10 protein-coding genes are annotated in these 13,744 nt (G+C 72.8%); 3 read left to right on the forward strand and 7 right to left on the reverse strand.

The window, feature by feature from the left end; all coding sequences use genetic code 11:
* Positions 1-241: 241 nt before the first annotated feature.
* From ND747_RS24905 to ND747_RS24935, 7 genes are all read right to left on the reverse strand, one after another.
* The gene (locus ND747_RS24905; protein WP_251736621.1) at positions 242-1,171 is read right to left on the reverse strand and encodes a glycosyltransferase family 2 protein; all 930 of its coding nucleotides are present in this window, start codon (positions 1,169-1,171) and stop codon (positions 242-244) included.
* A gap of 188 nt (positions 1,172-1,359) precedes the next feature.
* Entirely contained in the window at positions 1,360-2,490 is a 1,131-nt protein-coding gene (locus ND747_RS24910) for a glycosyltransferase family 1 protein (RefSeq protein WP_251736622.1), read from the reverse strand.
* Positions 2,491-2,572: 82 nt separating this feature from the next.
* The gene (locus tag ND747_RS24915; protein ID WP_251736623.1) at positions 2,573-3,889 is read right to left on the reverse strand and encodes a glycosyltransferase family 1 protein; all 1,317 of its coding nucleotides are present in this window, start codon (positions 3,887-3,889) and stop codon (positions 2,573-2,575) included.
* 68 nt (positions 3,890-3,957) lie between these two features.
* Entirely contained in the window at positions 3,958-4,284 is a 327-nt protein-coding gene (locus ND747_RS24920; protein WP_251736624.1) for a hypothetical protein, read from the reverse strand.
* Between the two features lie 5 nt (positions 4,285-4,289).
* Positions 4,290-5,003: a class I SAM-dependent methyltransferase gene (locus ND747_RS24925; RefSeq protein ID WP_251736625.1), complete on the reverse strand. Its 714-nt coding sequence runs from the start codon at positions 5,001-5,003 to the stop codon at positions 4,290-4,292.
* Positions 5,000-6,313 (reverse strand): glycosyltransferase, encoded by a 1,314-nt coding sequence (locus ND747_RS24930; protein WP_251736626.1) that lies wholly within the window; start codon positions 6,311-6,313, stop codon positions 5,000-5,002. Before ND747_RS24930 ends, ND747_RS24925 begins: the two co-directional genes overlap by 4 nt.
* 4 nt (positions 6,314-6,317) lie before the next feature.
* Complete coding sequence (locus ND747_RS24935; protein ID WP_374216320.1) at positions 6,318-7,190, reverse strand: glycosyltransferase family 2 protein; 873 nt, start codon at positions 7,188-7,190, stop codon at positions 6,318-6,320.
* 516 nt (positions 7,191-7,706) lie between these two features.
* Between ND747_RS24935 and ND747_RS24940 the strand changes: the two genes are divergently transcribed.
* The 3 genes from ND747_RS24940 to ND747_RS24950 all read left to right on the forward strand — a co-directional run bounded on the left by ND747_RS24940 (position 7,707) and on the right by ND747_RS24950 (position 13,553).
* Positions 7,707-8,381 carry an acyltransferase gene (locus ND747_RS24940; protein ID WP_251736628.1) on the forward strand — a complete coding sequence of 225 codons (675 nt, stop codon included), beginning with the start codon at positions 7,707-7,709 and terminating at the stop codon, positions 8,379-8,381.
* A gap of 176 nt (positions 8,382-8,557) precedes the next feature.
* Positions 8,558-10,492, forward strand: a complete 1,935-nt coding sequence (locus ND747_RS24945; RefSeq protein WP_251736629.1) for a glycosyltransferase family 39 protein — start codon at positions 8,558-8,560, stop codon at positions 10,490-10,492.
* A gap of 688 nt (positions 10,493-11,180) precedes the next feature.
* Positions 11,181-13,553 (forward strand): serine/threonine-protein kinase, encoded by a 2,373-nt coding sequence (locus tag ND747_RS24950; protein WP_251736631.1) that lies wholly within the window; start codon positions 11,181-11,183, stop codon positions 13,551-13,553.
* The last annotated feature ends 191 nt before the right edge of the window (positions 13,554-13,744 follow it).

The following is a 13,744-nucleotide window of genomic DNA, read 5'->3' on the forward strand; positions in this document are numbered from 1 at the left end:
GTACCCCAGGGTAATCTTGGGGACGCATTTCGTATACCATCAGTACCTGAATTACAGGGCGATCGACACGGATACCGCATAATCTGCCCGTTTTTTGCCATCATTCACGCAAAACATGACGTACCCTGCACATCCCGCATTGGTCGTGACGCGAACCCCACGCTTGGTCAGCCGGGTGTGTCGCACCGGGACGACCGCGGAATCAGTGACCGGTATCGGCGGCCGGCATCAGCCGTTGGGCTCAGCGGTCGCCGGCAGCGCCGGCACCGCTGCGGGTGGGCAGCAGGTGGGCGGGGCGGGTCGCCCGGGCGCCGGCGCTGTCCTTGGCGAAGGCGAGCACCAGCAGTAGACGCAGGCCCAGGCCGACGCCGAGCAGCAGCCGCAGCGGAGCCTTCGCCGGCCCGGGGTACTGGCGGGAAAGGTAGCGGAACATGCTGCGGTGATGGGCCAGCACCATCCGCCGCGACGACCGTTTCGTCGAATGGCCGCCCAGGTGTTCCACCACCGCGGACGGCACGTACACCGACTGCCAGGACGCCTGCCCGAGGCGCTGGCCGAGGTCGACGTCCTCCATGAACATGAAGTACGACTCGTCGAAGCCACCCACGGCCTCGAACGCCTCCCGGCGCAGCAGCTGGCACGAGCCCGACAGCCAGCCGGCGGTCGTCTCCCGCGGGGCGCCACGCTCCCGGCGGTAGGAGACCGTCCACGGGTTCGTGGGCCAGCACCAGCCGAGCAGCGCATGGCCGACGCCCCGGCCGAGCGAGGGCAGGTTGCGGGCGGACGGGTAGAGCGCCCCGTCGGGGTTGGTGATGCCGGGGCCGAACGCCCCGCCGCGGGGCCAGCGCTCGGCGGCGACGATCAGGTCGTCGAGGGCGCCGGGGGCGAATGCGATGTCCGCATTGGCGACGACCAGCCACGGCCCACGAGCGCCGCGGGCCCCACGGTTGATCGCGCTGCCGTACCCGAGGTTGCGCCCGGGCCGCACCAGTTCCACCCGCGGACGGGTCCCGACGGCGCGGGTGCCCGCGTCCAGCTGGGGGGAGTTGTCGACGATGACTACCTCGACGGACCGACTCGTGGCCTTCTCGAGTGTGTCGAGAAACGCTCCGATGATCTCCCCGGAGTGGTAGGTCACGACCACGACCCGGATCTCCGGTCCCACATCCATGTGCACGCCCGCCCGTCTCACCGACCCGCCGTGACCGGCGTCCCACGCCCCGGGCCCAGCTGCCGCGGTCTGCGCGTGGCCCGGCGGCGCCGCCTGCGGCCAGGAGGCCGGGCGACGGGTACGCCACAAAGACCGTAGCGTGGCCTTTGTGACCCCCCGCAGGCCGGGTGGCGGGACGGCGGGCCGCCTCAGCGCTCGGCGACCGCCCGGGCGTAGCTGGCCAGGTGCGCCTCGGCGCTTGCCGCCCAGGTGAACTCCCGGGACCGGTGGAGACCGGCCCGCCCGAGCACGTCGCGCCGCTCGGCGTCGTCGAGCAGGGCGCCCATCTCGCGGGCGATGGAGTCCGCGTCCGGCTGGGTGTAGGCGACGGCGTCGCCGCCGACCTCCGGCAGGGACAGCCGCGGCGTGGTCAGCACCGGTGCGCCGCAGGCCATCGCCTCGAGCACCGGCAGGCCGAAGCCCTCACCGTGGGATGGGTACGCCACCAGCGTCGCCCCGCCGAGATAGCCCGGCAGGTCGGAGAAACGCAGGTAACCGGGCCGGATCACGCGCAGATGGCTCGGCACCGAGGCGACGGCCGCATCCACGTCGTCGTCCCAGCCGGAGCCGCCGGCGAGCACGAGGGCGGGCGGCTCGTCCCGCCAGTGCACCGCCTCGGCCCAGCCGCGGATCAGGTTCGGGACGTTCTTGCGCGGCTCCAGCATGCCGAGGAACGCCACATAGCGGGAGTCCCCCAGGCCGAGGCGGCGGCGCACCCGCGTCCGGTCCTCCTCGGTCGGCGGGTGGAAGGTCGACGTGTCGACGCCGTGGTAGGCCACGTCGGTCGTCGTCGACTCGGCATCGAGCACCCGGACGAGTTCGTCCCGGGTGGCCTTGGACGGCACGATGATCCGCCCCGCCCGGCGCACCGCGGTGCGCATCGCCGAGCGAAAGAACGTGCCCTTCACCGCGGTGTGCATGTCCGGCTCGGTGAAGAACGTGACATCGTGAATCGTCACGCACACCGGCTGGTGCGCCCGCAGGGGCATGGTGTAGTGCGGCGAATGGATGACGGCGGCACCAACCTGCTCCGCCACCAGGGGCAGACCGGTCTGTTCCCAGGCCAGCCGTGCCGGCCGGTGGGCGATGGCCGCCGGACCGGACAGAACGGTGGCATGTGGCGCCATCCGGCTGTACCGTTCCTCATCCGACCGCTGGCAGACGAGCGCCATGTCCGCACCGGTCGCGCCCAGCGCCGCGACCAGCCCGTCGACATAACGCCCTACGCCACCACGGTCCGCCGGGACCGAAGTCGCGTCGACGAGCACCCGGGGTCCCACGGCGCTCCTTCCCTGACGCGCCACCCTGGCAGGGGTGGCGGATCGCTTCACGGTGACCGCTTGCTACTCAACGGGGGCAACACTACGCCCGCCCGTCGTCGGCGACGGACACGGCAGGTGAACCGCAGACTCGACGGTAGAGCGCCCACGTTTCCCGCGCCGCCGCATTCCAGGTAAACGTTTGGGCCCGAGCCCGTCCGGCAGCCGACAGGCGGGCCCGCAGCCGCGGGTCACCGACGATCCGGGCGACCGCCCCGGCCAACGCCGCGGCGTCGCCGATCCCTGCCACCAGCGCGGCCGGGCCGGCCACCTCGACCAGCGCCGGGGCATCGGAGACGACCACCGGCACCCCGTGCGCCATCGCCTCCACCACGGGCAGCCCGAAGCCCTCCGAACGGCTCGGTGCGAGCAGCACCCCGGCCCGCGCGAGCACCACCGCGAGATCCTCATCACTGATCCGCCCGAGAGTGCGGACCCGGTCGGTGCCGAGGCCGAGCCGGGTCGCCTCGGAGCGCACGTCCAACCCGCCCCACCCGGGTGCCCCGACATGCACCAGGGGCAGGCCGGGGTCGTCGGGATGGCCCAACGCGGCCAGCGCGGTGTCCAGCCCCTTGCGCGGCTCGCAGGTGGCCAGGGTCAGCAGGTAACCGCCGGCCGGGGGCAGGCCCAGGCGCACCGCCCGGGCCTCGGCGTCGGGCGGCACCCGGACGACCGCCTCGGCGACGCCCTCCCCGATCACGTGCAGCCGGGCCGGGTCCAGCGGCAGCTGCCGGGCGATCTCCGCGGCCACGGCCACGGTCGGCACGACCACCGCGTCGGCGAGCCGGGCCGCCCGCTCGCCCATCTGGCGGTGCCAGCGCGCGCCGTGCGGGGTCAGCGTCTCGGGATGGGTCCAGGGGACCGCGTCATGGATCGTGACGACCAGCCGGGGCCGTGGCCGGGACCGGTCGAGGGTGTCCGCGAACATGGCCCGCAGCGACCGGCTCATCCCGGCACGCCCCGGCCACCGAGCCCCGCCCGCCGGCCGCGACTGGTCCACCAGCCCGGGCCGGCCACCCCGGATCCGCTCGGCGGCGAGCCGGACGGCCTGGCCACCGGTGCCGCCGGGCGGCGGGAGCAGCAGGGTCGGTGCGTGCAGGACGTCCACCCCGCGGGGCGACGGGCCCACGCCACGCGACCAGGTGGCAGCCAGTGCCCGCCGGGGCAGCGGCAGCCGCATCGGGCCCAGCACCCCCGGCAGCGCCGCCGCGTCGAACCCCCGGTGGGCGGCACACCAGCCGGCCACCAGGTCCCCGGGCGCCGCCGTCCGGGCGAGCGCGGCGGCGAGCTCGGCGCTGTACCGCCCGGTTCCCCCCGGCACAGGGGCGAGCAGCTGCTCGACCACAAAGCCCACACGCACGGTTCACAGTCTGCCCGCGTCCGGTCGCGCTGTCGGGACGGGGGGCCCGCCGCTACCCACCGTCGCGACTATTCGACTCCCGAAGATCGGGAGCGTCGGCCGCTGAGCAGCGCACCGATCACCATCAGCACACAGAACACCCCGCCGAGCACGTAGCCCCACCAGCGTTCACCGAACGTGGCGGTGGCGGCGCCGAGACCGAACACGACCAGGCCGAACACCAGCACCGTCAGGAGCACCGCGAGCGAGCGCTGCGCGAGTTTGGACGACGGTGGCGGCGGCGGACCGGTCCGCGGTGGCAGTGCGCTCGACGGGGTGCGCCGCGGACGGGACGGGCCGCTCGGTGGCGTGCGGCGCGGGCCCCCACCCGGGCGGCCGGAACGCTGGGCAGCCATCGGTGTCAGTTCCCCCGTTTGCGGGCGTGGGTGAGCACCACGCTGCCCGCGTCGTCAGGCGCCCGCCGGTCGGCCAGCGCGATGGCCGGGGAGAGCACCGCGGCCGCGTTCCAGCCGGCCTTCCCGCCCCGGGCGGACAGCGTCAGGTAGAGCCGCTGGGCGCGCTCGCTGCGGAACATGTACGTCTGGCGGACGACGTCCATCCCGGCGTCCGCGAGCAGCCCGTTCAGCACGTCCCCCGGATAGAGGTGCTTGACGTGGTAGCGGGCCCGGTGCCGCTCGAACAGCTCCGGCCAGTCGGCCGACCGGGTCAGCGCGTCCGCCGACATCACCAGGTCGCCGCCGGGGCGCAGCACCCGGGACATCTCGGCGAGCGCCGCCGGACCGTCGTCGAAGTGCTCGATGGCGCAGACCGACATGACCACGTCGAAGGTGGCGTCGGCGAAGGGCAGCGCGAGCGCGTCCCCCTCGACCAGCCCCGGATGGCCGCGCAGGCGCCGGCCGAACTCCAGCTTGTGCCGGGCCAGGTCCAGGCAGACCGCGCGGGCTCCCCGCCGGACGGCCTGTCCGGCCCAGTAGCCGTCGCCGCCGGCCACGTCCAGCACCGTGCGCCCGGCGAGCTCGCCCGCCCAGGACAGCAGGGTGCCGACCTCGCGCCGACGCATCACGTGCACCTGATGGCCCACATAGGCGAGGGCGTCGTCTCGTACGGGACTCACCGGTCCACCTTTCCATCACCAGGGTCAGCCCGGTCGGCGAGGGCTGCGAGCGTCACGTCCAGATACCGGTCCCAGGCGGCCGGCACATCCGGCGGCGCGACCTTGGCCCGCAGGTCGGCCAGCACGCCCGGCGCGTAGAGGCGACGCAGCGCCTCGGCGAGCGCCCCGGCGTCGTCCGGCGGTACCAGCAGGCCGTCCACACCGTCACGCACGGAACTCGCCAGCGTCCCCACGGTGGTCGCGACCACCGGCAGTCCGTGCAGGCGGGCGAGGTCGACGTTCTGCGACGCGGTCCCCGCCCGGTAGGGCAGCACCAGCGCGTCGGCGGCGGCGAACAGGGCCGGAACGTCCGCGGCGTCGACGTACCCGGCGCGCAGCTCCACCCGGTCGGTGAGGCCGAGCTCGCCGATCAGGCTCTCCGTGGCCGCCAGATCTCCCCAGAACTCGCCGGCCACGGTCAGCCGCACGTCGGACGGTCCGTCCGCCAGCGCGCGCAGCAGCACGTCGAGCCCCTTGTACGGCCGCACCAGCCCGAAGAACAACAGTCGACGGAACGCCTCGTCGCCGCGCTCCCGGTCAGCCGCACCGGTGGAGGGGTCAACCGCACCGGCGGCAGCGCCAGCGGGACCGGCAGAGTCAGCGGGACCGGCAGAGTCAGCGGGACCGGCAGAGTCGACTGGTTGTTCGGCGGTGACCGAGGGCGGACGGCGACGGGTGGGCGAGGACCACAGGTGCGGGGCCATCTCGGCGGTCACCACCGGGACGCCGGCGAGCTCGGCGGCGAGCTCCGCCTGTGCCGGGGTGTGCACCAGTACCGTCGAGACCCGGCGCAGCACGGCCCGGACCAGCGGCACGTCGATCCGGCTTCGCTCGTGCGGCAGCACGTTGTGGCACAGCGCCAGCACACGCGGCGTCCCCGCCGCCGGACGGACGACCGACCGACCGGCCGGCCGGCCGCGCAGGCCGTCCAGACCGCGCAGGCCGGCGAGGACGGCGAGGTAGGCGGGGGTCTGCACAGGTGTGACGACGACCAGCACGACCGCGTCCGCGGTGCGGCGCAGCCGGCGGCCCAGGCGCAGCCAGCCGTCGGGGCGGCGCCAGGACAGCGGGTAGCGCGTCGCCTCGAACGGCTCCATCTCCGGCTCGCTCACCCGGGCCTGGCCGGGGTAGAAGCGCGCCGGGTACTGGTCCGACCAGGACTCGATGACCACGTCGTGGCCGCGCTCGGCCAGCCGGTGGGCAAGCTCCGTGGTGTGCTGGGCGATACCACCCTTGTACGGGTGGGTCGGGCCGACCAGGGCGATCCGCATCCGCTCAGGTACCGCTGCGGGACCTGGCCACCAGGTCACCGATGAGTGCGAGGACGACGATCTGGAAGCCGACCAGGATCGCCAGCAGCGTCGAGGTCGTGACGTGAAAGTCGTACCGGACCAGGTCCACGATCAGCTTGACGAAGCCCAGCCCCATGATCCACAGGGCGAGTGGCATGAGCACCTTGAGCGGGTCGAAGTACATCACCATCCGCAGGACCTGCAGGATGTAGCGCCGCGCGTCCTTGAACGGATGGAACTTCGACGTCCCGGCGCGCTTGGCGTAGTCGATCGGGATGTAGTCGACCGGATGCTGGTTGGACAGAAACGACATCGTGATCGTCGTGACGCAGCTGAACCCGGGCGGCAGCAGACGCAGGTACGGCAACGACACCTCACGGCGAAAGGCCCGCAGCCCCGAGTTCAGGTCGGGGATCTTCATCCCGGACAGCCGCTGCGCGATCATCCGGATCAGCCACTTCGCCGGCACCCGGGCCCACTTGTGGGTGCCCTCCTCGGTGAGGCGGGCACCGACCACCTGGTCGACGTCGAGGTTGTCGTCGAGATGGCGGACGAACTCGGGGATGCGCTCGTTGGGGTAGGTCATGTCGGCGTCGGTCCAGACGACGATCTTCCCCCGCGCCTCCTGGGTGCCGATCCGCCGGGCCGTACCCGAGCCGCCGTTGCGGCGGAACGCCATGATCCGCATCCGCGGGAAGCGGGGCGCGGCCTCGCGCAGCACGGCAAGGGTGTTGTCGGTGGACTTGTCGTCGATCGCCAGGATCTCGTAGGCGTATCCGCTGACGTCCATCGCCGCCGAGATGCGCTCCAGTTCGCGCACGACGTGATCCTGCTCGTTGTAACAGGGCAGCACGATGGTGACGTAGGGAACGTCCGGGCCAGGCCCGGTCTGCTCGTCACCGGCCGCGGGCTGCGTCGGTGTGCCGTCCTGCGGACGCTCGGGTATGTGGATGGCGCTGACACTCACGTCGGTGTGGCTCCCGCTCCTCGTTCCCGGCGGTGAGCGCCGCCGGCCCGGCAGTCCTCACCGCCGGGATCTGGCCCGCCCCGCCGGGTCCTGTGGCCTGGCCGTCCGTCCGGAATCGGCGGTGGCCCGAGGTCGTGATGTACCGGCAGAGGCCGGCGGCGTGGCGATGGTCGCGGCGGCTCGTCCCCCACGAACCGCCGCTCTAGAGTGGCACGCCGCGTCCCACCGGCCGACCACCGGCCCACCTCCCGGCCACCACCCGGGTCCGACACGCCGCGCCGCGCCGGACCACGCCGGGCCGGGTCCCGTCCCCTCGCCACGGGCGCCCGGTGGGCACGCCGAGCCGCGCCCGAGGGCCGGATACCGGCCATCGGCCGTCCCACGTCGGCGCCTACTGTTGTGGCGGTGAGCGCGTTCAGAAGTGATCTCCGTGAGTATGTTCGGCACGTCCGGGCCCTGCGCGCGGCGCGGGAGACCTCGGCCCGCTCGTTCGTGGCCGGCCTGCGCTACCCGCTGGCCCACCGCCAGCCGATCTGGATCGGTTCGCCGACCGTCATCGAGGGTCGGGAGCGGTTCGAGTTCGCCGACGGTGCCGCCCTGCGGGTCGGTCTCGCCCCGTTCGGTCTGACCACGAAGCGGGACACCTCGATCATCCGGGTCCACCCGGAGGGCCGGCTGCGCTGCGAGGGTGTGGTGTCGTTGCAACGTGGGGTGCGGATCGTCGTCGACTCCGGGGTGCTCGAGCTCGGCCCGTACGCGAACGTCAACGGCTTCGCCAAGATCCTGGTACGTGAGCGGGTGTCCATCGGCGCCTACTGCAACGTCTCCTGGGATACCCAGCTGCTGGACAACGACTTCCACCCGATGATCGTCGACGGGGTGGAGCAGCCGATGAGCGGGCCGATCATCCTCGAGGACCGGGCCTGGATCGGCGCCGGCGCGATCGTGCTCAAGGGGGTCACCGTCGGCGAGAGCGCCGTGGTGGCAGCCGGCTCCGTCGTCACCCGGGACGTCCCGCCGAAGGCCGTGGTCGCCGGATCGCCGGCAAAGGTGGTCGGCCACATCGACGCCTGGCGCTGACCCACGCGGGAGCGCGGGACTAACGGCACCGACCCGCGGGAACCACTGTCCCGGACGCGCCCAGTGATACGGGCTGACGTGCACGGATGCCCGGCGTCGACGCAGGGGGCCTGCCGTCAACAGGAAGGGGGTGTCCGTAACATGACACCACCTTCGTCCGATGGGACTACCCAGTCTTGGCTGACACGCTGGAACCGACCGCGGCGACCCGTTCCGCCACCCCCGGGTCCCCCGCAGGCGTACCCCAGACGGGTGCGCGGTTGCGGCCATGGCGCATTGCGCGGTCGGCGCCGCCCGCCGTCTGGATCATCACGCTGCTGTTCACCGCGATGCTGGCCAGCTGGTCCGTGCTGGTGCCGCAGTACCACGCCCCGGACGAGCCCAATCACGTCGACGCCGTCATGCGGCTGGTCGAGGGCCGGGGCTGGCCGCATCCCGGCCATGTGACGGTCACCCGCGGCGGCGTCGGGGCGATCATGGTAGCGCCCTACGGCCTGGACAACGCGCCCCGCGACCTGTCCGCCGGTCCGTTCACCGCCGACGAGGCCGAACCGCGCGAGTACCGGCCCAGTTGGCGGACCCTGGAACGCACACCGGCGCCGGTCGGCGGAATCCAGCAGATCGTCCAGCATCCACCGTTGTACTACTGGGTGAACGCGGTGGTGCTCAAGGCCATCCCGGGCGGCGGTGACCATCTCCGCTGGGACGAGATCATCGGCATTCTGCGCCTGGTCAGCGTGCTGATGATCGCTCCGCTGCCCCTGCTCGCCTGGGCCGGGGCGCATCGGCTGTCCGACGGCAACCCGATCGCGGGGATCTGCGCCGCACTCATGCCGCTCGCGATTCCGCAGCTCACCCACATCGGTTCCAGCGTCAACAACGACAACCTGCTCGTACTGACCGGGGGGCTGGCCACCGTCGCGGTGGTGTACGTGCTGCGCGGGGACACCTCGTTGCGCACCGCGGCCTACACCGGTGCCTTCATCGGTCTTGCCCTGATGACCAAGTCCCTGGCCATCGTGCTCGTGCCGATGGCCGCGCTCGCCTATCTGGTCGCCTGGCTCCGGGCTCGCCGCGACGCCGACGTCGGCACCGGCACCGGCACCGGGCTATCGGTGCCGTGGCGGCAGATCGCTCTCGGTGGGGCGATCATGGTTGTGCTGGGCGGCTGGTGGTGGATCGTCAACGTCGTACGGTGGGGCACCTTCCAGCCCGAAACGCCCGGTTTCCCGCTCGGGCAGTACCTGGGCGACGACTGGGGCGCCTACACCGAGCTGCTGGTCAACGGCACAATCCTGCGTTGGTGGGGGTCGATCGGCTGGTTCGAGGTGAACCTCGCGACCGTGCCGGTGCGGATCGGGTCGGGAGTCGTGATCGTCCTGTTCGCGCTTGCCCTGGTCCGGGCGCGTACCTGGCGGGCGCGGGTCGATCTGCTGGTCCTGCTCTGGGTCACCTGGGGCCTGTTCGCCCTGATGGCCGTGCAGTCGGCGAAGAACTTCGACCGGCAGTTCCACGTCAGTGGGATCTCCGGCCGCTACCTGTATGCCGGCCTCGCGGCGCTGGCGATCGGCGTCGGGATGGGCGCCGCGTCGCTCGGCCGTCAGCTGTCCCGCGTGATGCCGGTGCTCTTCCTGGCCGGCGCGGCCACCCTGCAGTTCCTGTCGATCAGGCAGGTGTTCCCGCACTTCTGGGAGCCAGGGGGCGGTGACCTCGGGGATGCCTGGACCAACATGACGGCCTGGGCGCCTTGGCCGCAATGGGTTCCGATCAGCTTCGCGGTGGCGGTGTGCGTGTTCGCCGCTGCCGCCCTGGTCGCCTGCGGGTGGATCGCGATGACCGGCGGTGCGAACGCCGCCACGCCGACCGACGACGGCACGCCCCCGTCCGCCAGGTTCACCGCCTTCGCCCCCGGGGCGGCCACGCCCGCGGTGGCCCGCGCGGCCAACCGCGGCGAGACGACCGGACGAAACACCGAGAACACAGGGGTCACGCCCCGGGCACCGGGGCTGCAGGCCACCGCCCGACGACGTGCCGCCGAGGCCCTGCGCAACCCGACCCGCGATCCACAACGGACAACCACACCGGGACTGACACCCGAACGTCAGGAGTGACGATCTACCATAGTCTGTGAATATCCATCGCGGAGCGTGCACGTCACTGCGTGCGACGGCACACTGACACTGGCTCCGGACGCCCGCGACGGGCACGGACTCCGCCGGCGCAGACGCGTGCCGTCGGTAGGTCGACCTGTCGCGGCAGCACCCGAGCGGCTGGCCCCACCGCCCGGCGGAGCCAGAAGATCATGAAAAGCTGATCGCGCGGCCCGGCGCCCGCCGGGCTGCCGGCCAGGCTCGGGGGGACAACGTGCGCCGTAAGCGGGAGACGGACGGAGGGCGCCTGGCGCCCCCTCTGTCTGCACTGCCGCAGCCACTGGCAGCCCAGATCCACCCGACCGACGCCATCGGTCCGTCCGTCGATCCACCGCCCGGACCGCCGTCCCACCCGGGCGCCGACCCGCCCGGCGGCCACATTCCACCGAGCCGGACTCCAGCCCCGCGCACCGATGCTTCCGTCGTCACACCACCCGCGACCGGCCAGACCGCCGCCGGTACAGGCCAGGCCGGTACCGGCCAGGCTCAGGTGAGCGCAGGGCAGGTGGGCGCAGGGCAGGTGGGCGCAGGGCAGGTGGGCGCAGGGCGGCCGGGCGCCGCGGTGCCGGTGGGTGTGGCTCCGCTGGAACCAGGCGACCTGACCGGGCTGGACCGGGTTGAGCTGCTGGGCCGCCTCGGCGAGGGCGGGATGGGCACGGTCTATCTCGGCCGGGGCCGCGAGCACGTCGCCGGCTACGCCGGCCGGCTGGTGGCAGTCAAGGTCATCCGGCCGGATCTCGCCCGGGTGCCCGAGTTCCGGGCCAGGTTCCGCCGGGAGGCGGACATCGCCCGTCGGGTCGCCCGGTTCTGCACCGCGGAGGTGCTCGACGTCGTCGATCCGCCGGGTGGTCTGCCGTACCTCGTCACCGAGTACATCGACGGGTTCACCCTGGCGCAGACCGTCGCCGCCGAGGGTCCGTTGCGCTCGGCCGACCTGGAACGGCTCGCGGTCAGCGTCGCGGCGGCGCTGACCTCCATCCACGGTGCCGGCATGGTCCACCGAGACCTCAAACCGTCGAACGTGCTGCTGTCCTCCCTCGGCCCGAGAGTGATCGACTTCGGCATCGCACGGGCGATGGACGCCCCGACGATGCTCAGCCAGGAGATCCAGCGGATCGGTACCCCGGCCTTCATGGCGCCCGAGCAGGCCAACGGCGAGCCGGTCTCGGCAGCCGCGGACGTGTTCGCCTGGGGCGGCCTGGTCACCTATGCCGGCACCGGATCGTTCCCGTTCGGTGACGGGCCGACGCCGGTACAGCTCTACCGGGTCGTGCACCGCGAGCCGTTGCTCGACGGTCTGGCCCCGAACCTGCGCCCCATCGTCAAGGAGGCGATGCGCAAGGACCCGGCGGCCCGCCCGACCGCGCGGGATCTTTTCCTACGCCTGGTCGGTATGGGACCACCCACGCATCCCGACCCGGACGTGACCCGGATCATCCACTCCGCCGCGCCGCTGGCGGCACCCCCCCAACGATCCGCGCGGACCGCAGGGCCGGTCCCGGCCGCCGGCAGCGGCGCGACCGCCGGTGCAGACGGCGGCGGGAACGCGCCGAGCGACGGGGTCGACGGGGTTGCACCCGATGCCGGACCGGCGCCCACCGGCGATTCCGATCTCGGCGCGCGGCACAGCGGTGCGAGCCCGTCCGGACCGGGCCTGGACACCGGTGTCGGCGCTGACGCTGGCGCAGCGGGTGCCGGCGACAGGGGACCGGCGACCAGGTGGCGGCGGCGGTGGAGCCGGCGGCGAATTGCCCTGCTCGCCGCGCCGCTGCTCGCGGTCGCGCTGATCACCGCCCTGGGGCCGCTGGCCCTGACCTCCGGCGGCGGTGACCGGCCGAGCCACCAGGAGATCGCCGAACGAGTGGCACTGGCCGCAGAGGCGGTGCGTACCTCCGACACCGACCTGGCTGCCCGGCTGTCCCTGGCCGCCTACCGGATCGATCCGGACGCCGAGGCCCGCGCGGCGCTGCGGACCTCGTTCTCCGCCGCGACGGCGACCGTGCTGCGCGGGCACACCGCGTCCGCGCTGGGCGTGAGCATCAGCCCGAACGGGCGGCTGCTCGCCTCGACCGGCGCGGACAACCTGGTTCAGTTGTGGAACATCGCCGACCAGGCCCATCCGGTGCGCCTGGCCACCCTCAACCGACACCGGTCCTGGACGCTGGACGCCGCGTTCAGCCCGGACGGAACGATGCTGGCCACCGTCAGCTATGACCGCAGCGCGATCCTGTGGGACATCAGCGACCCGAGCCATCCCGTCGAGGTCTCCGACATCCTCGGACATGACGGCTGGGTACTCGACGCCGCGTTCAGCCCCAACGGCAGGATCCTGGCCACCAGCGGCTACGACAACACCGCCCGGCTGTGGGACGTCAGCGATCGGCGCCATCCACGGGAGCTGTCGGTGCTTGACCGGCACACCAGCTGGGTGAACGAGGTCGCCTTCAGCCCCAACGGGCGCCTGTTGGCCACCGCGAGCGCCGACCGGACCGCCCGCATCTGGGACATCTCGGATCCGAGCCATCCACGGTCACTGGCCGCGATCACCGCGCACACCGACTACGTCTGGGCGGTGGCGTTCAGCCCGGACGGCAGACGGCTGGCCACCGGCAGCTACGACGGCACCGCCCGCATCTGGGACGTCTCCGATCCGTCCCGACCGGAGGCGGTCGCCTCGTTCCCCGCCGACGAAAAATGGGTCTTCGACGTCGCCTTCAGCCCGGACGGACGAACCCTCGCAACCGCCGGGTGGGACACGACGGTGCACCTGTGGGACGTCACCGGCTCCGGGCGACCAGCAGCCGCCGGCACGATCAGCGGCCACGGTGACTGGATCCAGGCCCTCGCCTGGTCGCCGGACGGTCGCAGCATTGCCACCGCCAGCGACGACTACACCGTGCGGATCAGCGACATCGACGACGCCCGCCTGATCGCCGCCGCCTGCGCGGACCCGTCCCGGCAGATCACCGAAACCGAATGGCAGCGCTACATCGCCGACGTCCCCTACCACCCGGTCTGCTGACCCACCCGGTCTGCCCGCCCGCCGACCCGACGGGACACCGCCTGATCAACCCGGCCCGGCACAGTGAAGATCACTGAAGATCACTAGTGGTGGGGCGGGTTCGGGCGGCGGCGCAGGGCGGGCAGGGCCGCGCGGGCCGGGCCGGTGCCCTCGGCGACCCGGGCCTGGACCCGGGCGAGACGGTCCTGGCC

The organism is Frankia sp. R82, assembly GCF_023716925.1.
GTDB lineage: Bacteria > Actinomycetota > Actinomycetes > Frankiales > Frankiaceae > Frankia.